General features: G+C 65.1%; 19 protein-coding genes. 6 read left to right on the plus strand and 13 right to left on the minus strand.

Annotation, left to right across the window (positions count from 1 at the left end):
• Positions 1-25: 25 nt before the first annotated feature.
• Both B6V75_RS14540 and B6V75_RS14545 read right to left on the minus strand, forming a co-directional pair.
• On the minus strand, positions 26-670 hold the full coding sequence (locus B6V75_RS14540) for a MarC family protein (RefSeq protein ID WP_075775676.1): 645 nt from the start codon (positions 668-670) through the stop codon (positions 26-28).
• A gap of 40 nt (positions 671-710) precedes the next feature.
• Positions 711-1,103, minus strand: a complete 393-nt coding sequence (locus tag B6V75_RS14545) for an HTH domain-containing protein (protein WP_088720168.1) — start codon at positions 1,101-1,103, stop codon at positions 711-713.
• 187 nt (positions 1,104-1,290) lie between these two features.
• On the opposite strand from B6V75_RS14545, the gene B6V75_RS14550 reads away from it, so the two are divergent.
• The 4 genes from B6V75_RS14550 to B6V75_RS14565 all read left to right on the plus strand — a co-directional run bounded on the left by B6V75_RS14550 (position 1,291) and on the right by B6V75_RS14565 (position 3,909).
• On the plus strand, positions 1,291-1,518 hold the full coding sequence (locus B6V75_RS14550; RefSeq protein WP_075775674.1) for a twin-arginine translocase TatA/TatE family subunit: 228 nt from the start codon (positions 1,291-1,293) through the stop codon (positions 1,516-1,518).
• A 77-nt stretch (positions 1,519-1,595) separates the two neighbouring features.
• Complete coding sequence (gene tatB, locus B6V75_RS14555) at positions 1,596-2,210, plus strand: Sec-independent protein translocase protein TatB (RefSeq protein WP_088720169.1); 615 nt, start codon at positions 1,596-1,598, stop codon at positions 2,208-2,210.
• Complete coding sequence (gene tatC, locus B6V75_RS14560; RefSeq protein ID WP_075775672.1) at positions 2,207-3,070, plus strand: twin-arginine translocase subunit TatC; 864 nt, start codon at positions 2,207-2,209, stop codon at positions 3,068-3,070. The genes tatB and tatC overlap by 4 nt, the downstream gene beginning before the upstream one ends.
• Positions 3,067-3,909, plus strand: a complete 843-nt coding sequence (locus B6V75_RS14565; RefSeq protein ID WP_075775671.1) for an ATP-binding protein — start codon at positions 3,067-3,069, stop codon at positions 3,907-3,909. Before tatC ends, B6V75_RS14565 begins: the two co-directional genes overlap by 4 nt.
• A 39-nt stretch (positions 3,910-3,948) precedes the next feature.
• Here B6V75_RS14565 and B6V75_RS14570 read toward each other — a convergent pair whose 3' ends face one another.
• From B6V75_RS14570 to rocF, 3 genes are all read right to left on the minus strand, one after another.
• The gene (locus B6V75_RS14570) at positions 3,949-5,259 is read right to left on the minus strand and encodes an FAD-binding oxidoreductase (protein WP_088720170.1); all 1,311 of its coding nucleotides are present in this window, start codon (positions 5,257-5,259) and stop codon (positions 3,949-3,951) included.
• 68 nt (positions 5,260-5,327) lie between these two features.
• Complete coding sequence (locus B6V75_RS14575) at positions 5,328-6,383, minus strand: ornithine cyclodeaminase (protein ID WP_088720171.1); 1,056 nt, start codon at positions 6,381-6,383, stop codon at positions 5,328-5,330.
• Positions 6,383-7,309, minus strand: coding sequence for an arginase (gene rocF / locus B6V75_RS14580; protein ID WP_088720172.1), 927 nt, complete (start codon positions 7,307-7,309; stop codon positions 6,383-6,385). Before rocF ends, B6V75_RS14575 begins: the two co-directional genes overlap by 1 nt.
• A gap of 121 nt (positions 7,310-7,430) precedes the next feature.
• Between rocF and B6V75_RS14585 the strand changes: the two genes are divergently transcribed.
• Positions 7,431-7,856 carry an Lrp/AsnC family transcriptional regulator gene (locus tag B6V75_RS14585; RefSeq protein WP_075775667.1) on the plus strand — a complete coding sequence of 142 codons (426 nt, stop codon included), beginning with the start codon at positions 7,431-7,433 and terminating at the stop codon, positions 7,854-7,856.
• A 50-nt stretch (positions 7,857-7,906) separates the two neighbouring features.
• On the opposite strand, the gene B6V75_RS14590 is transcribed toward B6V75_RS14585, so the two are convergent.
• The 7 genes from B6V75_RS14590 to gltX all read right to left on the minus strand — a co-directional run bounded on the left by B6V75_RS14590 (position 7,907) and on the right by gltX (position 14,948).
• Positions 7,907-9,100, minus strand: a complete 1,194-nt coding sequence (locus tag B6V75_RS14590; protein ID WP_088720173.1) for a LysM peptidoglycan-binding domain-containing protein — start codon at positions 9,098-9,100, stop codon at positions 7,907-7,909.
• A gap of 54 nt (positions 9,101-9,154) precedes the next feature.
• On the minus strand, positions 9,155-9,811 hold the full coding sequence (locus B6V75_RS14595) for a protein-L-isoaspartate(D-aspartate) O-methyltransferase (RefSeq protein WP_075775665.1): 657 nt from the start codon (positions 9,809-9,811) through the stop codon (positions 9,155-9,157).
• Positions 9,808-10,593, minus strand: a complete 786-nt coding sequence (surE, locus tag B6V75_RS14600; protein ID WP_088720174.1) for a 5'/3'-nucleotidase SurE — start codon at positions 10,591-10,593, stop codon at positions 9,808-9,810. The genes B6V75_RS14595 and surE overlap by 4 nt, the downstream gene beginning before the upstream one ends.
• 135 nt (positions 10,594-10,728) lie before the next feature.
• On the minus strand, positions 10,729-11,403 hold the full coding sequence (locus B6V75_RS14605) for an SDR family oxidoreductase (protein ID WP_088720175.1): 675 nt from the start codon (positions 11,401-11,403) through the stop codon (positions 10,729-10,731).
• Positions 11,404-11,626: 223 nt separating this feature from the next.
• Entirely contained in the window at positions 11,627-11,989 is a 363-nt protein-coding gene (locus tag B6V75_RS14610) for a DUF1284 domain-containing protein (RefSeq protein ID WP_088720176.1), read from the minus strand.
• A gap of 189 nt (positions 11,990-12,178) precedes the next feature.
• Entirely contained in the window at positions 12,179-13,474 is a 1,296-nt protein-coding gene (gltA, locus tag B6V75_RS14615) for a citrate synthase (RefSeq protein ID WP_075775661.1), read from the minus strand.
• Between the two features lie 79 nt (positions 13,475-13,553).
• Positions 13,554-14,948 (minus strand): glutamate--tRNA ligase, encoded by a 1,395-nt coding sequence (gene gltX / locus B6V75_RS14620; protein WP_088720177.1) that lies wholly within the window; start codon positions 14,946-14,948, stop codon positions 13,554-13,556.
• Between the two features lie 113 nt (positions 14,949-15,061).
• Here gltX and B6V75_RS14625 point away from each other — a divergent pair, with 113 nt between their 5' ends.
• Complete coding sequence (locus B6V75_RS14625) at positions 15,062-17,185, plus strand: ComEC/Rec2 family competence protein (protein WP_088720178.1); 2,124 nt, start codon at positions 15,062-15,064, stop codon at positions 17,183-17,185.
• Between the two features lie 109 nt (positions 17,186-17,294).
• Here the strand turns inward: B6V75_RS14625 and lexA are convergent, their stop codons facing one another.
• Positions 17,295-18,011, minus strand: a complete 717-nt coding sequence (lexA, locus tag B6V75_RS14630) for a transcriptional repressor LexA (RefSeq protein WP_075775659.1) — start codon at positions 18,009-18,011, stop codon at positions 17,295-17,297.
• Positions 18,012-18,028: the final 17 nt, after the last annotated feature.

The raw sequence follows: 18,028 nt of genomic DNA on the forward strand, positions 1-18,028 counted from the left end.
CGGCTTTCCCAGAGGGCGGATTGCCTCAGCTTACCGGACTCCCGCCCATCAGCCCCGCGCCATGCAGCCCGTCGAGGATGAACTGGATCGCCAGCGCCGCCAACAGCATCCCCAGAAGCCGGGTGACGACCATCGTGCCGGTGCGACCCAGCGCGCGCTCAATCGGCGTGGCGAGCAGGAACATCACGAAGACGCAGCAAAGCACCAGCAGCATCATCGCGATGATGACCACGACATGCAGCCAGTCGCCGCCCTCGCGGCCGGCCAGCAGGATCATCGTCGCCATCGCGCCGGGCCCGGCGAGAAGGGGCGTCGCCAGAGGGAATACAGAAGGGTCTGTTTCGGGGTCGGCCTCATGCTCCTCGCCCTGCGCCTCGCGGCGTTTGGTGCGGCGTTCGAACAGCATGTCGAGCGCGGTGAGGAACAGCAGCACCCCGCCCGCGATGCGGAATGCGGGCATGGAGATGCCGATCCCGGCGAGAATCTTGTCACCGAAAATGCCGAACAAGGTCAGCAGCACGGCGGCTATGATGAGGGCGCGCAGGGCGATGCGCAGTCGCGCGCGATGGCTTTCACCCAAGGTCAGTGCGATGAAGACCGGGGCCAGCCCGATCGGATCGATGATGACGAAAAGTGTCACGAAAGCAGTGATGTATTCGGCACCGATCACGCAGGGGCATCCCTTCCAAGTTTCGCAGTCGAGCCTAGCCTCATCCCCGACCGCCCGCCAGCCTTTCCCCGGCGTCTTCGGCAGACGGCTCGGGCGGCGCGGAGGGCAGGGCGGCACGGATTTTCGCGGCCAGGCTCGCGGCGCCTCCGGCAAGGCGCGGATCCTCCATCGCCTCGGCGAGATCGAGCAGATGATCGAGCGCGGCCAACTCCTCGCGGGTCAGCACAAGAGGCGGCAAGCCAACCGCCCGGCGCAGGATATAGCCGACGCCGCGTTCGCCCTCGACCGGCACGCCATAGGCCGAGATTTCCGCCATGTCGCGCCAGATCGTGCGGACCGAGACTCCCAGCCGCTCTGCCAGATCGCTGGCACGGTGCATCTTGCCGTCGCGCAGGATGGCGATGATCTGTTGCAGCCGCTCGTCGCGGGTCATGGGTCTCTCCCGTGAGGTCAAACTAAGGGTAGCGCGGGGCGGGGCAACTGACAATGAACTGTCAGTAATCTGCGCCTCACAGCGCCGTTTGGGCGGAATCGGTCTAGGATTGAGGCCCGCATGATCCTAAAACTCGGGACCGACATAAGGCGCGGGCGGCGGGCCCGTGACCAGAGGAGAGACAACAATGCTCAACAATATCGGCCTTCCCGGTCTGCTTCTGATCGCCGTCGTGGTTCTGGTTCTTTTCGGCCGCGGCAAGATTTCCTCGCTCATGGGTGAAGTCGGCAAAGGCATCACCGCCTTCAAGAAAGGCGTGAGCGACGGCACGAAGGAAATCGAAGACGGCTCCGTCGACGAGGCACGCGACGTGACCCCGGCTGACGAAGTTCAGAAAGAAAAAGACAAGGCCTGAGCCTGATCGCTTTTAGGGGTTGCGGGCTGATGCCCGTTTGCCTTTGCGTCCTCATTTGGCCGGAGGCCTGAGCACTCATGTTAGACATCGGTTGGAGCGAGCTTCTGCTGATCGGCGTCGTGGCGCTGATCGTAGTGGGGCCGAAGGATCTGCCCAAGATGTTCCACCAGCTTGGCCGCATCACCGCGAAGGCCAAGTCGATGGCGCGCGAATTCTCGCGGGCGATGGAAGATGCGGCGAAGGATACCGGGCTCGACGAGGCCGCGGGCTCCGTGCGCGACCTGAAATCGCTGGCCTCGAAGAAGTCGCTCGGGCTCGACGCGCTGGAAAAGGCGACCGACGCTTTCGAGAAATGGGAGCCGGGCCGGTCCGAGCGGACCTCGCTCAAGCCCGATCCCGAGGCGGAGCCGCCCAAGCCCGAGGCTGCCCAACCCGAGGCGACCCCGGCCGAGACGGCCAAACCCGAGACTTCCAAGACGGCAAGCAAGCCGGCGGCCAAGCCCGCTGCGAAGAAAGCCGCGTCGAAGACCGCGGCCAAGACTGGCGCGAAGACGGGCGCTTCGACCGCAGCGAAATCCAGCCCCAAGCCGGCGACCAAGTCGAGCAGTAAACCTGCCGCGAAAACCGGTGCCAAACCGGCGGCCAAGAAGACGGCGGCGAAGAAACCCGCCGCGAAGAAGGGTGACGCATGAGCGACCATGACGAAATCGAGGACAGCGCCGCCCCGCTGATCGAACACCTCGCGGAACTGCGCACGCGCATCCTCTATTCGCTGGGGGCCTTCATCGCGGCGATGGTGGTCTGCTACACGGTCTGGAACCCGATCTTCAACTTCCTGACCCGGCCGGTCTGTTCGGCGCTGGAATCGCGCGGCGAGCAATGCGGCCTCTATCTGATCAAGCTGCAGGAAGGTTTCTTCGTCGCGATCAATATTTCCTTCCTCGGCGGTTTCGCCCTGGCATTCCCGATCATCGCCTACCAGATGTGGCGTTTCGTGGCGCCGGGCCTTTACCGCAACGAGAAGAACGCGTTTCTGCCGTTTCTGATCGCCTCGCCGGTGATGTTCTTCCTTGGCGCGGCGTTCGCTTATTACATCATCCTGCCGCTGGCCTTTAACTTCTTCCTCGGCTTCCAGCAGGGCGAGATCGGCGCGACGTCCGGCGCGAACGAGATGGCCGCCATCGGCTTCCAGGGCTCGGTGCAGGAATATCTCAACCTGACGATCAAGTTCGTCATGGCCTTCGGGATCTGCTTCCAGCTGCCCGTCCTGCTGTCGCTGATGGGCAAGGCGGGTCTGGTCTCCTCGCAAGGCCTCGCGAATATGCGCAAATACGCCGTGGTCGCGATCCTTGTCGTGGCCGCGATCGCGACGCCTCCGGACGTAATTTCCCAGGTCATCCTGTTCTCGGTGGTCTACGGTCTCTACGAGATATCCATCCAACTCGTGAAGCGGATCGAGAAGACCCGTGAAGCTCGAATGCGCGCCGAAGGCACCTGGATCGATCCCGACGAATGGGATGAAGACGAAGACGACGAGGATACCAAGGGATGAATGACGCGACGCTGACCCGGATCGCCACGGCACTGGAGCGGCTCTCGCCCGCGCCACAGCCCGCGCCGGATTTCGCCTCGGCCAGCGCCTTCATCTGGCACACCGCGCCGGATCGGCTGGAGCCCGTGCCTCAGGTGAACCGCGTCGACCTGAGCCTGCTGCACGGCATCGACCGCTCGCGCGATACGCTGCTGGCCAACACGCTGCAGTTTGCGCGCGGTGCGGCGGCGAATAATGCGCTTCTCTGGGGCGCGCGCGGGATGGGGAAATCCTCGCTCGTGAAGGCGGCCCATGCGGCGGCGGTGGCCGAGGGGCTGCCGCTCAAACTGGTGGAGCTTGCGCGCGAGGATCTGCCGTCTGTCGGGCGTCTGCTCGCGCATCTGCGCGACGCGCCGGAGATGCGCTTCATCCTGTTCTGCGACGACCTGTCGTTCAGTCATGACGACCAGCATTACAAATCGCTCAAGGCGGTGCTGGATGGCGGGATTGAGGGGCGGCCCGCGAACGTGATCCTCTATGCCACGTCGAACCGGCGTCACCTGATGCCGCGCGACATGATCGAGAACGAGCGTTCGACTGCGATCAGCCCCTCCGAAGCGGTGGAGGAGAAAGTCTCGCTGTCCGATCGGTTCGGGCTGTGGCTGGGCTTCCATCCCTGCAGCCAAGACGAGTATCTCACGATGATCCGCGGCTATTGCGACAGCTATGGTGTAGAGATCTCCGACGAGGAGTTGCGCGCCGAAGCCATCGAATGGCAGGCCACGCGCGGGGCGCGTTCGGGCCGCGTGGCATGGCAGTATTTCACCGATCTGGCCGGACGGCGCGGGATCGCGCTGTAAGCGCGTCCCTCCGCATCGTCCAAGGCGCGGGTAGGGGGCTTACACCCCCAGCCGATCGCGCAGAGCATACCACCACGACCCCGCGACGGAGTAGGGCACGCGGAAAGTGCGCCCGCCGGGAAACGGAATCCACGGCAGTTTCGCGAACGTATCGAACCGGGTCAGGTCGCCGTTGATCGCCTCCGACAGGATGCGCCCGAAAGTATGCGACCCGGTGACGCCGTGGCCGGAATAGCCATGCGCGAAATAGGTGTTCTGCCCGATCCGGCCCATCTGCGGCACGCGGCTGAACGAGAGCGCGAAATTGCCCGACCACGCGTAGTCGATCTTGGTGCCTTTGAGCTGCGGGAAGACTTTCTCGAGGTTCTTCCAGAGCTTCGCCTTGATATCTTTCGGGTCTGCCCCGCCATAGACCGTGCCGCCGCCAAACAGCAGGCGGTTGTCGGCGGACATGCGGTAATAGTCGAGGATGTAGCGAACGTCCTCGATGCAGACATCTGACGGCATCAATTCGCGTGCCTTGGCCTCGCCCAGCGGCTCGGTCGCCATCACCTGCGTCGAGACGGGCATCACACGGCGCTCCAGCGTGGGCACGACATGGCCGAGATAGGCGTTGCCGCACAGAACCAGCGTCTTCGCGGTGATCTGCCCCTTCGCGGTCCTGATCACCGGGCGCGTGGCTTCGGTGTCGACGAAATTGACGGGGGACATCTCGTAGATCGTGCCGCCCAGTTTCTCCACCGCCGCCGCCTCGCCAAGCGCGAGGTTCAGCGGATGCAGATGGCCGCCCTTGTGGTCGATCATGCCGCCCGCATAGAGGTCGGAAGCCGCGTGCTCGCGCATCTGCTCGCGGCTCAGCATCTCCTGGCTTTCGATGCCGTAGCTGCGCCAGAGTTTCCAGCGCGCTTCCAGCTCCTGCATATGCTTGCCGGTGAGCCCCGCGAAGACGTTGCCGGGCTTCAGGTCGCATCGGATGTCGTAGGTCGCGACGCGCTCGCGGATGATGTCGCCGCCTTCCATCACCAGACCGGCGACGAAATTCGCGGTGTCCTGTCCGTAGCGGCTCTCGATCACGTCGAGGCTCGCGTTCAGCCCGTTGACGACCTGACCGCCATTGCGGCCCGAAGCGCCCCAGCCGATGCGTGCGCCTTCCACGACGGTGACGCTATAGCCCTTTTCGGCCAGATGCAGCGCGGTCGAGAGGCCCGAAAAGCCCGCGCCCACGACGCAGATATCGGCCTCCACCGCGCCTTCCAGTTCCGGACGGAGCGGGGCCGGGTTGGCCGAAGCCGCGTAGTAGCTGTCGGTGTGTCTGCCGTCGCCCGCATAGGGGTGGGTCTTGTCGGTCATGTCGCGCTCTCGTCTGAAAGGGGCGTTTCGCTTTCGGTGCCACGCGCGCGCGTCAAGCGCAAGCGGGCTCAGCCCGCCCGCGTCAGCATCCCGAACAAATCGCGCGGATCGTCGGGGTCTGCCATAAGATCGAGCATCTGCGCATAATCGCCACCCTTCACGCGGTCATGGATGTAGCGCAGCGCGCTGAAATCCTCGATCGCGAAGCCCACGCTATCGAACAGCGTGATCTGTTTCGCGTCGCGGCGGCCCTCGGCCTCACCGCGCATGACCTTCCACAACTCGGTCACCGAGTGATCCTCGTCGAGCGCCTGAATCTCGCCCTCGATGCGGGTCTGCGGCGGGTATTCGACGAAAATCTCCGAGCGGGTGAGGATGTCGCGATGCAGTTCGGTCTTGCCGGGGCAGTCGCCGCCGATCGCGTTGATGTGGATGCCCGAGCCGACCATGTTGTCGGTCAGGATCGTCGCATATTGCTTGTCGGCGGTGCAGGTGGTGATGACCTGCGCGCCTTCGACCGCTTCCTCGCCGGAGCGGCATTTGGTGACGTTGAAGCCTTGGGCGATCAGGTTCTTCGCGGCTTTTTCGGTCGCGCTCGGGTCGATGTCGTAAAGCCGTAATGTGTCGATGCCGCAGATCGCGCGGAAGGCCAGCGCCTGAAACTCGCATTGCGCGCCATTGCCGATCATGCCCATCACCGTCGCGCCCTTCGGGGCGAGGTATTTGCCCACCAGCGCCGAGGTGGCGGCGGTGCGCAGTGCGGTCAGTATCGTCATCTCGGTCATCAGCAGCGGATAGCCCGTCGCGACCGAGGACAGCACACCGAACGCCGTCACGGTCTGGTGCCCGGTGCGGCCGTTCTTGGGGTGCCCGTTGACGTATTTGAAACCGTAATTTTCGCTATCCGCGGTCGGCATCAACTCGATCACGCCCTCCGCAGAATGGCTCGCGACGCGCGGCGTCTTGTCGAAATCCGGCCAGCGGCGGAAATCCTCTTCGATATAGGCGGCGAGGTCGCGCATCACCTGTTCGGGGCCGATCTCGTTCACCAGCTTCATCATGTTGGCGACGGAAACGAAGGGCACGAAGGCCAGTTCGGAGGGGGCGAGCGGGGACTTGTCCATCAAAAACTCCGTGTCATGCGGTCAAGAACGCGGCGGCCGAAGAGGCTGGCCGCGAGGTCGCACAGCAGTTTCGCCGTGCGGCCGCGTTCGTCGAGGAAGGGGTTAAGCTCGACAATGTCGAGCGAAGTGACGAGGTCGCTGTCGCCGACCTCTTCCATGATCAGATGCGCCTCGCGGAACGTGGCGCCGCCCGGCACGGTCGTGCCCACGGCGGGCGCGATCCCGGGGTCTAGGAAATCGACGTCGAAGCTGACATGCAGAAGGCCGTTGGCTTCGCGCACGCGGTCAAGGAAGGCGCGCAGCGGAGCCAGCACGCCGGTCTCGTCGATGGCGCGCATGTCATGGACTTCCAAGCCGATCTGCTTGATGCGCTCGCGCTCTGCCGGATCGACAGAGCGGATGCCCATCATGCAGAAGTTCTTGGGATCGATGCTGGCTTCCAGCGGCGGGAAGGCCTCGAAATCCGGCTGTCCCGTGACGTAGGCCACGGGCGTGCCATGCAGGTTGCCGCTGGTCGTGGTTTCCAGCGTGTGCAGGTCCGGGTGGGCATCGAGCCACAGAACGAAAAGCGGGCGATCCTGGGTTTTCGCATGACGTGCCAGCCCGCTCAGCGTGCCGGCAGCCAGCGCGTGGTCGCCACCGATGAAGATCGGGCGGTCGTGCTTCTGCGCGGCGTCGAAGGCTGCGTCCGACAACGCCTCGATCCAGGCGCGGGTCTCGGCCAGATCGTGGATCGCGGGGTTCTTGTGCGGCACAGGGTCTTGCGCCGGGATCGACAGGTCGCCCAGATCGTTAACCTCCCAGCCCAGCTCGGTCAGGATATCGCCCAGACCCGCGATGCGCAGGCTGGCCGGTCCCATGATGCAGCCGGGTTGCGAAGCGCCAGTTTGAATAGGCGCGCCCAGAATCGATACTGTGCGTGTCATCGTGATCTCCCTTGTTGGACTCAGTCTGACGAAATGGCGCAGAGGTTTCGCTTGTCAATTTGCGCAAATCGGAACTAAATTTGATCAGTTTGGCTAATTGATTGATCAAAACGGAGGGGCGATGCAGCTCGACGATACGGACCGCGCGATCCTGACCGCATTGCGGGCGGACGCGCGGCTCTCGGTGACTGATCTTGCGCTGCAGGTGGGGGTGTCGCGCACCACAGCACGCGCCCGGCTGGAGGCGCTGGTGGCGTCAGGGCAGATCCGGCGCTTTACCATCGAGACCGAGACCGATGTCGAGGGGCAGGTGCGTGCGATCACGCTGGTCGAGTTACAGGGCAAGATGTCGCGCGCTGTGATCCGGGCGCTGCACCGGATCCCGGAGGTCACGACTGTTTTCGCGACCAATGGAAACTGGGATCTGGTGGCGGAAATCCGGGCCGAGACTCTGGGCGAGTTCGACCGGGCCTTGCGCGATATTCGGGAAATTCCGGGGGTGCTCAACAGCGAGAGCTGTCTGCTGCTCGCGCCTGTTGCGGGCTAGGCGGGCAGGGGCGCGGGCGGACCGGAATATCTCCGGCCCGCCGCGCAAGATCAATTGAGGTACGGCATCGGATCGACGGAATCGATGCCCTTGCGGACCTCGAAATGTAGATAGCCCTGATCGCCGGACGCGACCTTCGCGATGGTCTGGCCGCGCTTGACGCTCGCGCCTTTCTTCACCGTGATGCCGGTCACGTTGTAATAGACCGTCACCAGATTGTCGGGATGCTTGATCGCGAGGAAGGCGACATCGTCGGTGTCCTGGCTGATCAGCAGCACGGTGCCGCTCTCGGCGGCTTTGACCGCAGTTCCGGCCGACGCGGAGATATCGACACCGTCGTTCTTGCCCTTCTTGTAGGGGCGGATGATCGAGCCGGGAACCGGCATCATCATCTTCGACGTGTCCGACGCCTTGGTGCGATCGGTGCTCATGTCCGGGGTCTGCGTCTTGACCGGCTCGGAGGCTTTCGGCGGCGTCTTGTCGGGCAGGGGCTCTGCCGCGGAGGGCGGCACGGGGGTCGGCGAGCCGGTGCCGGGCGCCGTCGTAGCCGTAGCGGTCTCGACCTTCGGAGGTTGGCGGCCGGAGGCGACCGGGATGATCAGCATCTGACCTTCACGCACGCGCAGATCGTTGGGTAGCCCGTTCCATTCGGCCAGTGCCTTCACCGGCACCGAATAGTAGCGCGCGATGGAGTAGGCGGTCTCGCCACGCGCGACCTTGTGGCGGATCGGCTCGGGGCTGGTTGTGGAGACCGGGGCCGAAGCCGGGGTCGCCGTCGCGGGCTGGTTCGCCTGCGCCTTGTCGATCGCGTTCGACGCGAGCGAGGTGATGTCGATCGTCTCCGAGGTCAGTGCACTGGAATTGCCCGGCGCCGCGGTGCCGGCTGTCGTCGCGACCTTGTTGGGCAGGGCCAGCACTTCGCCCGCGTTCAGCACCGCGTCGGGCGCGACCGCGTTATAGCGGGCCAGCGCGCCGGGATCGGTGCCGATGCGTTGTGCGACGGAGTTGACCGTATCGCCGCGGCGCGCCACGACGACCTGATAATTCGGGTAGGTGATAATGCCCTGCGCATTCGGGCGCGGGCGATCCTGTACGGCCTGCCGGGCAGCCGCGCTCGTGTCGAGCCCGCCATTGCCGTAGCCGCGCATGTCCAGATCGAACCCGTTCGGGTTACAGGCGGCCAGCGCCGTCAGCGCGACTCCACCTGCCAGGATCAGCCGCAGCCGGGAATTCTTCGTTGCCATCCGCTCGTCCTCACTGTCTCTCAGACCTCTACGGGGTCCGTTCTTGCCTGCCACTCAGTCGTTTGCCACGCCCTCTACAAGGGGGACGAAGCGCACCGGACGCAATTCTTCGTAATCGAAGCCCGTCTCGAGCCGGCGCACCCGGATCAGGCTTTGCACCGTGTCCGACTGGCCCACGGGCAGAACCATGATACCCCCGATCTTCAGCTGGGCCAAGAGCGGCCCGGGAGGGTCTTCCGCGGCGGCAGTCACGATGATTCGATCAAAGGGCGCCTGATCGGGCAGCCCATGCGAGCCGTCGCCGGAAATCGCAACGATATTGGTGAGCCGCAGCGCCGTGAAGACGCCCTCGGCCTCGCGCACGAGGCGCTTGTGGCGATCCACCGTGTAGACCCGTCGGGCGAGCTGACTCAGGATGGCTGCCTGATAGCCCGATCCGGTGCCGATCTCGAGCACGGTATCGCGCGAGCCGACATCCGCAGCCTGGGTCATCAGCCCCACGATCGAAGGTTGCGAGATGGTCTGTCCGCAGGCGATCGGCAGGGGCATGTCCTCATAGGCACGATCGGCGAAGATACCGCGCACAAACTGGCCGCGGTCGATCCCCTCCATCGCGTGCAGCGTGCGCGCGTCGGTCACGCCCTTGGAGCGCAGTGCGAAGAGGAACCGCATCTTGCGCTCGGCCAGATCCTCTTCCGCATCCTCGCTCATCCCAGACGGGCCTCCAGATCGGCGATCACGTCATGCGCCGTCAGATCGGCGCGCATCGGCGTGACGGAGATATAGCCGTCGAGGTTGACGGCGGCATCGGTGCCCGGCTGCGTCGGCGTATGCTGCGGGCCACCCTTGATCCACAGGAAGCGCCGCCCCGAGGGCGCGTGGTGCGCCTCGGTCGAGAAGAAGCAATCCTTGCGGAAGCCTTGGGCGGCGACCTTGTGGCCCTTGACGTCGGCTGCCAGCACCGGCGGGAAATTGACATTGTAGAACACCCGGTAATCGCCATCGTCCCAGATGCCCTGATCGAGGAGCTTGCGCACGAGCCCCGCGCCATGCACCCGCGCCGCCTCGAACATGTCGGGGGCATTGAAGACCTCGGGGCCGATGAATTGAGACAGGGCAATCGCGGGTACGCCTTGCAGCGCCGCCTCCATCGCGCCGCCCAACGTGCCGGAATAGAGCGCGTTGTCGGCGGAGTTGTTGCCCCGGTTCACGCCCGAGAGTACCAGATCGGGCCGCTGCCCTTCCAGCACGTCGTAAAGCCCGGCCATCACGCAGTCGGCGGGGCTGCCTTCGGCTGCGAAACGGCGCTCGGCCAGCTTCGAGATCATCATCGGCCGGGTGTAGGAGATGCAATGGCCCACGCCCGATTGCTCGAAGGCGGGCGCGACCGTCCAGACCTCGCCATCGGGACCTGCGAGTTCTTCGGCGATCTCGAGAAGAACGGCCAGACCCGGCGCGTCGATGCCGTCGTCATTGGTGATGAGAATACGCATGTTGCCCCCAGTTCCCCGTCGCGTCACCCGATGCTTACCTTGCAGTGGATGAAGGGTAAAGCGGGGGCAGGCAACAGCCTGGATGTGTCGCCAAAGCGCCGCAGGCCAAGCGGTCCGCGGCGTTTGGCCGGGGCGTCAGAGCGTGTCGAGGATACGCCGTGCTTCGGCATGGCGATCGGCGAGAGCGTCGCGATCCTCGCCGGGGAAGAACCGCCCGCGCAAGGCGGTCGCCATCGGCGCAGGCTCGGCGATGACCACGCGCGGCCCGATCTTCACGGTCTCCGCCTGCCACGAGCGCAGCATCGCCATCTGTGCCGCTTTCGTCGCCCCGTAGATGCCGAAGAATTTCTGGCCCGCACGCGGATCGTCGAAGGCCAGCGCGGTGCCTTGGCGGGCGAGCAGCAGCGGCTCGATCAGCCCGATCAGCTGCGCGGTCGCGGTCACGTTCACCTTGACCGAATTGGCCAGTTCCTTGGCGTCGATATGCCCCGTCGGCGAGAGCGGCGCGGCATGGATCGCGGTATGCACCCAGAGATCGAGCCCGCCCCAGCGCGCGCCGATCGACTGCGCGAGATGCGCCATCTGATCGGGGTCGGTCACGTCCAGCGGGCCGAGCGAAGCGGTGCCGCCCTTCGCCTGAATCCGGTCGTCGAGTTCTTCCAGCGCGCCGGTGGTCCGCGCGACGGCCATGATATGCCAGCCGTCTTCGGCCAAGGCCTCTGCAATCGCCCCGCCGAGGCCACGCGAAGCGCCGGTGACTAGCGCCAGTTTCTTGCCCTGCGAAGGGTCTTGGGTCTGATCCGTGCTCATGGCGCGTTTCTTGCCACCACGCCCGCCTTCGCGCAAGCGTCAGATGCACGATCCGAGCCTCTCCCGATGATTTGCGAATTTGCGCGCGGGCGAGTCGGCCCGCTTAGCAATGTTGCGCAATGGCGGTTGCGCCACTCGCCGTCGCGGGTAGCTGGTCGGCGCCGCGCAGACGCGGCGGAACCCTGCCTCGAAATCGAAGCGCTGCCCCCGGCTGGGAATGGCGTTACGCTTTGCCCTGAAGCCGAGCGAGAGCGGCTTCGCACATGCCCTCGCTCAGCCATTGGCACTCGGCGCAGATCGTCTGGTGGACATCGGCGGGCAGGGCGGCCATCCGCTCCAGCGCCTCGCCCCAGCTGAGCACATCGCCCGGCGCAATTCCCAATGCCTTCGCATGGGCTGCATCCAGCCGGTCGATCTTCGCCTGCCCGGTGCAACCGGACCCGCGCCGCGACGGGCAGGGACCGCAGATGTCATCGGCCGCGCCCACCACTTCGATCTCCACCGCCGCCCCTTCCGCACGCCGCAGTCGCCCCTCGACGATTTCGGTCATGTTCGCAGTGAAGGCATCCGAATATCCCTTCCCCATGAACCCGAGCGAGCAGAGAAAATGATGCGGGCGGTATGTCAGACGGTCAGCTATGTCTTCGCTCTTTCGTGATTATCCCGGGGGGAGGCCGGCGCAGCCAAGCGGGGCGCCGTCCCCTGTCACCGGGGTAGCAGAATGGAAAACGGGCCGGAAGGTTTCCCCTCCGGCCCGCAATGATCTGGTCTATGCTCAGCGCTTCTCGAGATCGACGTAATCGCGGTAGGTCGCGCCGGTATAGAGCTGACGCGGGCGACCGATCTTGCCGGTCGGATCTTCGATCATCTCTTTCCACTGCGAGATCCAGCCGACGGTGCGCGACAGCGCGAAGATCGGGGTGAACATCGAGGTCGGGAAGCCCATCGCCTCGAGGATGATGCCCGAGTAGAAGTCGACGTTCGGATAGAGCTTCTTGGAGACGAAATATTCGTCCTCCAGAGCGATCTTCTCCAGTTCCTTGGCGACCTGAAGCGTCTCGTTGTCGTGGATGCCGAGCAGGTCGAGCACCTCGTCTGCCGATTCCTTCATGACCTTCGCGCGCGGGTCGAAGTTCTTGTAGACGCGGTGACCGAAGCCCATCAGGCGGAAGGGATCGTCCTTGTCCTTGGCGCGCTTGATGTATTCCGGGATCTGGTCGACGGTGCCGATTTCGCGCAGCATCTCGAGGCAGGCTTGGTTGGCGCCGCCGTGGGCGGGGCCCCAGAGGCAGGCGATGCCGGCTGCGATACAGGCGAACGGGTTCGCGCCCGAGGAGCCCGCCAGACGCACGGTCGAGGTCGAGGCGTTCTGCTCGTGATCGGCATGGAGCGTGAAAATCCGGTCCATCGCACGGGCCAGCGCAGGCTCGATCTTGTAGTCTTCGGCCGGGACCGAGAAGCACATGTGCAGGAAGTTCTCGGCGTAGCTCAGCTCGTTCTTCGGATAGACGAAGGGCTGACCGATCGAATACTTGTAGGCCATCGCGGCGATCGTCGGCAGTTTCGCGATCAGGCGGATCGAGGCGACTTCGCGTTGCCACGGGTCCGAGATGTCGAGGCTGTCGTGATAGAAGGCCGACAGCGCGCCCACGACGCCGACCATGGTCGCCATCGGGTGGCTGTCACGGCGGAAGCCCTGGAAGAACTGCTTCATCTGCTCGTGGATCATCGTGTGACGCGTCACGCGGAACTCGAAATCTTCCATCTGCGCCTTGGTCGGCAGTTCCCCGTAGAGCAGCAGGTAGCACACTTCGAGGTAATGCGACTTCGACGCGAGTTGGTCGATCGGATAGCCACGATACAGCAGCTCACCCTTGGCACCGTCGATGAAGGTGATCTTGGATTCGCAGGCTGCGGTCGAGGTGAAGCCCGGATCGTAGGTGAAGACGTCGGCTTGGCCATAGAGCTTGCGGATATCGAGCACGTCGGGACCAGCCGAGGGCGAGAGCACGGGAAGCTCATAGGTTTGTCCGTCAAGCGAGAGCGTGGCGGTCTTCGAGTTGTCTGCCATGTAAATTCCCTTTCATCCTCCGGCTGGGCCGCGCCGGTCTATCGCGTCCGGACAGTCGTCCGGAGAGGGCGGCCAGGCCTCAGGCCGCCTGATCGTCGAGTCGAGCCAGAGTCTCCTCCCGGCCCAAAACGAGCATCATATCGAATACGCTGGGGGTTGCCGCACGTCCCGCCAAGGCCGCCCGCATCGGAGCTGCGACCTTCCCAAGGCCAAGCCCATGCGCTTCGGCAACCTGTCCGACAGCGGCTTCCAGGTCTTCCCGCGACCAATTAGCGCGTTGCAGCGCAAAGGTCAATTCACTCAGTATACCACGGGATACATCATCCAGTGCCTTGGCCGCTTTCTCTTCGATCTCGATCGGGCGCTGCGTCAGAGAGAAGTGTGCCTTTTCAATGAGTTGCGGCAGAAGTTTCGCTGATCCCTTTACCACGGGAAGCGTGCGCATAAGCGCAGATTTCTGTGCGTCATCCAGCGACGGTTTTTCTGCAGCTGCGAGATAACCTTCGATTTCGCGCAGCAATTTGGCCTCGTCGGTGACCGCGATATGCTGGCCGCAGATATTCTCGAGCTTCTTGAAATCGAGCCGCGCCGGCGCCTTGTTGATGCCGGTGATGTCGAACCATTCCTTCGCCTGTTCGTCGGTGAAGAATTCGTCGTCGCCATGGCTCCAGCCGAGCCGCGCGAGGTAGTTGCGCATGCCTGTCGCCGGGTAGCCCATCGCCTGATACTGCTCGAGGCCCACCGCGCCGTGGCGCTTCGACAGCTTCTTGCCGTCGGGGCCGTGAATCAGCGGGATATGCGCGAAGGTCGGCACGTCCCAGCCCATCGCGCGATAGACCAGCATCTGCCGCGCGGCATTGACGAGATGGTCGTCCCCGCGGATCACATGGGTCACGCCCATATCATGGTCATCGACGACAACGGCCAGCATGTAGGTCGGTGTGCCATCCGAACGTAAACAAATCATGTCATCGAGCTGATCGTTGCGGATCGTCACTTCGCCCTGCACCGCGTCCTGGATCACGGTCGTGCCCTCGCGAGGGGCTTTCAGCCGGATCACGTAGGGCGCGTCCGGATGGGTCGCGGGATCGGCATCGCGCCACGGCGAGGGGAACATCTGACCCTTGTTCGCCGGGTCCTCGCGGAAGGCCGCGATCTCTTCCTGCGTGGAGAAACATTTGTAGGCGTGGCCTTTCTCCAGCATCTGATGGGCGACCTCGGCATGGCGGGCCGCGCCCGCGGCTTGGCTCACCACCTCGCCGTCATAGTCGAGCCCCAGCCATTCGAGCCCCTGCAGGATCGCTGCCGTCGCCTCCGGGGTCGAGCGTTCACGGTCGGTATCCTCGATACGCAGCAGGAATTTACCGCCGCGCCCGCGTGCATAGAGCCAGTTGAACAGCGCCGTGCGCGCACCGCCGATATGCAGATAGCCGGTGGGCGAGGGGGCGAAACGGGTGACAATCTGGTCGGACATGTCGGAGCCTTTCTTCGCGGGCTCTCACCGGCCCGCCTTTACCTTTCGGAAACCATCAAGCGCATAGGCTTTCTCGGCTCGATGCATAAGCAGGGACGGGGCCGAGGACAAGCATGGCGATCAATGCGGAACCGGGCGACTGGGCGCTGCCGGAGGGCGCAAAGGGCGCGGGCCGCAGCTCTCGTCTGATCGCGGCGCTTTTCGCTGGTCTCTCCGATCCGCTTGGTGCCTTGGTGCGGGCGCGGGCGCAGCTTTTCCTGTGGATGCCGGTGGCGCTCGGGGGCGGGGTCGGTGCGTATTTCACGCTCAAGGTGGAGCCGGGCTGGCTTATCTACCTGACCGCGCTCGCGATCTGCGCGATCTCTCTGACGCTTTGGCTGCGTGGCGCGGTATGGTTTCGGCTGCCGGCGGCACTCATTGCCCTCGCGGCTCTGGGCCTGTTGCTGGCGGGGCTACGCGCCCATCTCGTCGCAGCGCCGGTGCTGCAATACCGCTATTACGGCCCCGTCGCCGGGCGGATCGTGAAGATCGACCGCGCGCGCTCGGACCTGATCCGGCTGACGCTGGATCACGTGCGGATCGACCGGGGCGCCCCCGGAAATACGCCCGCGCTGGTCCGGGTCACGCTGCATGGCGATCAGAGCGAGTTCACCCCGGAACCCGGCGCGCAGGTCATGCTCACGGCGAATCTCTCGCCCCCGCCGCCGCCAGCCGCGCCCCGGGACTACGATTTCCGCCGCACCGCCTGGTTCGATCGCCTCGGCGCGATCGGCTATACCCGCGCGCCGGTGATGCGGGTCGCGCCGCCCGATCCCGGTGATTGGGCGATGGCGGCGCATCGCGCGCGGATGCGGCTCTCGACGGCGATTCAGGCGCGGATCGCGGGCCAGCCCGGCGCGGTCGCCGCGGCGCTGATGACCGGCGACCGCTCGGGTCTGAGCGAGGCCACGCGCGAGGCTATGCGCCGCTCCGGCCTCGCGCATCTGATCGCGATCTCGGGGCTGCATATGGGAATCCTCGCGGGTTTCGTCTTTGGACTCGTGCGCTACGGGCTGGCGCTGGCAGGCCGACCTGCGCTGATCTGGCCCACGAAGAAATTGGCCGCCATTGCGGCGCTGATCGCGGCCAGCGCCTATCTGTGGCTCGCGGGGCCTGCGGTCTCGACCCAGCGGGCCTGGATCATGGTGTCGATCATGCTCCTCGCCGTTCTTTTCGACCGTCGTGCGCTGAGCCTGCGCACCGTTGCACTCGCCGCCACGCTCTTGCTGATCTGGCAACCAGAGAGCCTGACCGCGCCCGGCTTCCAGATGTCCTTCGCGGCGACGACCGCGCTGATCGTGATGCTCGGGCCGTGGACCCGCGCCGCGCGCTACCTGCCGCGGCTTCTGCGGCCCGCGCTGATGCTGGTCGCGACCTCGCTCATCGCTGGCGCTGCTACGGCGCCGATCGTGGCCGCGCAGTTCCACCGGCTGTCGGAATACGGGGTTCTGGCGAACCTGTTCGCGGTGCCCGCAATGGGGCTGGTGATCATGCCGATGGGGGTCCTCGCGGCGCTGCTGGCCCCCTTCGGTCTGAGCGGCCCCGCGCTTTGGGCGGTGGGGCAGGGTACGGCGTGGATCTTGCGCGTCGCGCGATGGGTCAGCGACCTCGATGGCTCCGTTCTCGCCATCGTTCAACCGGGGCCTTATGTGCTGCCGCTGATCGCGCTTGGAGCCTTGGGGCTGATCCTGACCCGCGGCGCGGGACGGACAGCGAGCATCGGCCTCATTGCGACGGCTTGCGTGTTTTGGCTGCGCGCCGACGACGAGCGACCTGCACTTCTGATCGCACCCGAGGGCCGGCAGGTCGGGGTGATGACGCCGCTAGGCCGGGCTCTGTCGAAACCCGGCGCGGGGTTCATCTCGGACCGCTGGCTTGCGGCGGATGGCGACGCGGCGACGCTGGAGGTGGCGGCCGCGCGGCCTGCATTCTCCGGGCCGCGCGGCGCGCGGATTGCGCAGTTTCGCGGGGCGCAGCTTGCCCATTTCACGGGAAAAGCCGTGCAAGACGCCCTGCCTGCGGTCTGCGCCAAAGGCGGAATTGTCGTAACCTCAGCCAAATTCGACAGCGCCACAGGCCCTTGCGATCTGTGGGACGCGCAGCGCCAGCGCGGAACCGGCGCGGTCGCGATCAGTGCCGCCGGGGAAATCACGACGACCGCGCAAGTCAAGGGGCGCCGTCTCTGGACGCGCCCCTGACCTTCGCTCTTCGCAAATATGCCCGCCGGAGGCTTCGCCCTCTGCCACCGGCGCAGCAAATGAAAAAGAGCGCCCCGCAGGACGCCCTTTTCCAGAAACTCAATGGATGTCAGTAGCTGCGGATCAGCCCGACGAGCCGACCCTGCACCTTCACCTGATCGTCGCGCAGCAGCCGCGTCTCATAGGCCGGGTTGGCGGCCTCCAGCGCGATCATTCCGCTGCGACGGTAGAAACGCTTCAGCGTGGCCTCATGGCCTTCGACCAAGGCAACCACGATATCGCCGTTATCCGCCGTGCCCTGTTCGCGGATCACCACGACGTCGCCATCGTTGATCCCGGCCTCGATCATCGAGTCGCCTTTGACCTCGAGCGCGTAATGCTCCCCGCGTCCGCTCAGCATCGAGCCCGGAACGGCGACGTGATGCGAAACTTCCGAAATCGCCTCTATCGGGACACCGGCGGCGATCCGGCCCATCACCGGCAGTTCCAGCGCGTGGATCACGTCAACCGGCATCGCGCCGCGCGGCGGATCGGCCTTGTCCCCCTCGATCACTTTGGGCGCGAAGCTTCCTGTATCCTCGGTCGCTGGCGCGCCGAATTTCTTCTCGAGAGCCTCGGGCAGTTTCACGATCTCGATCGCGCGGGCCCGGTGGGCGAGGCGGCGGATGAAGCCGCGTTCTTCCAATGCGGTGATCAGCCGGTGGATACCGGACTTGGAGCGCAGGTCCAGCGCGTCCTTCATCTCGTCGAAAGAGGGCGGAACACCGTCCTTCATCATCCGTTTCTGAATGAATTCCAGCAATTCCAGTTGCTTGCGCGTCAGCATCCGCGACCCTCCGTTCC

Origin of the sequence: Thioclava sp. F1Mire-8 (assembly GCF_002213165.1) — a bacterium.
In the GTDB taxonomy this organism is placed as follows: domain Bacteria; phylum Pseudomonadota; class Alphaproteobacteria; order Rhodobacterales; family Rhodobacteraceae; genus Thioclava; species Thioclava nitratireducens.

Excerpts from the sequence above, each read along its gene's own strand:
- B6V75_RS14545 (WP_088720168.1), bottom strand. The coding sequence starts at position 1,103 with ATGACCCGCGACGAGCGGCTGCAACAGATCATCGCCATCCTGCGCGAC.
- B6V75_RS14550 (WP_075775674.1), top strand. The coding sequence starts at position 1,291 with ATGCTCAACAATATCGGCCTTCCCGGTCTGCTTCTGATCGCCGTCGTG.
- tatB (WP_088720169.1), top strand. The coding sequence starts at position 1,596 with ATGTTAGACATCGGTTGGAGCGAGCTTCTGCTGATCGGCGTCGTGGCG.
- tatC (WP_075775672.1), top strand. The coding sequence starts at position 2,207 with ATGAGCGACCATGACGAAATCGAGGACAGCGCCGCCCCGCTGATCGAA.
- B6V75_RS14565 (WP_075775671.1), top strand. The coding sequence starts at position 3,067 with ATGAATGACGCGACGCTGACCCGGATCGCCACGGCACTGGAGCGGCTC.
- B6V75_RS14570 (WP_088720170.1), bottom strand. The coding sequence starts at position 5,259 with ATGACCGACAAGACCCACCCCTATGCGGGCGACGGCAGACACACCGAC.
- B6V75_RS14575 (WP_088720171.1), bottom strand. The coding sequence starts at position 6,383 with ATGGACAAGTCCCCGCTCGCCCCCTCCGAACTGGCCTTCGTGCCCTTC.
- rocF (WP_088720172.1), bottom strand. The coding sequence starts at position 7,309 with ATGACACGCACAGTATCGATTCTGGGCGCGCCTATTCAAACTGGCGCT.
- B6V75_RS14585 (WP_075775667.1), top strand. The coding sequence starts at position 7,431 with ATGCAGCTCGACGATACGGACCGCGCGATCCTGACCGCATTGCGGGCG.
- B6V75_RS14590 (WP_088720173.1), bottom strand. The coding sequence starts at position 9,100 with ATGGCAACGAAGAATTCCCGGCTGCGGCTGATCCTGGCAGGTGGAGTC.
- B6V75_RS14595 (WP_075775665.1), bottom strand. The coding sequence starts at position 9,811 with ATGAGCGAGGATGCGGAAGAGGATCTGGCCGAGCGCAAGATGCGGTTC.
- surE (WP_088720174.1), bottom strand. The coding sequence starts at position 10,593 with ATGCGTATTCTCATCACCAATGACGACGGCATCGACGCGCCGGGTCTG.
- B6V75_RS14605 (WP_088720175.1), bottom strand. The coding sequence starts at position 11,403 with ATGAGCACGGATCAGACCCAAGACCCTTCGCAGGGCAAGAAACTGGCG.
- B6V75_RS14610 (WP_088720176.1), bottom strand. The coding sequence starts at position 11,989 with ATGGGGAAGGGATATTCGGATGCCTTCACTGCGAACATGACCGAAATC.
- gltA (WP_075775661.1), bottom strand. The coding sequence starts at position 13,474 with ATGGCAGACAACTCGAAGACCGCCACGCTCTCGCTTGACGGACAAACC.
- gltX (WP_088720177.1), bottom strand. The coding sequence starts at position 14,948 with ATGTCCGACCAGATTGTCACCCGTTTCGCCCCCTCGCCCACCGGCTAT.
- B6V75_RS14625 (WP_088720178.1), top strand. The coding sequence starts at position 15,062 with ATGGCGATCAATGCGGAACCGGGCGACTGGGCGCTGCCGGAGGGCGCA.
- lexA (WP_075775659.1), bottom strand. The coding sequence starts at position 18,011 with ATGCTGACGCGCAAGCAACTGGAATTGCTGGAATTCATTCAGAAACGG.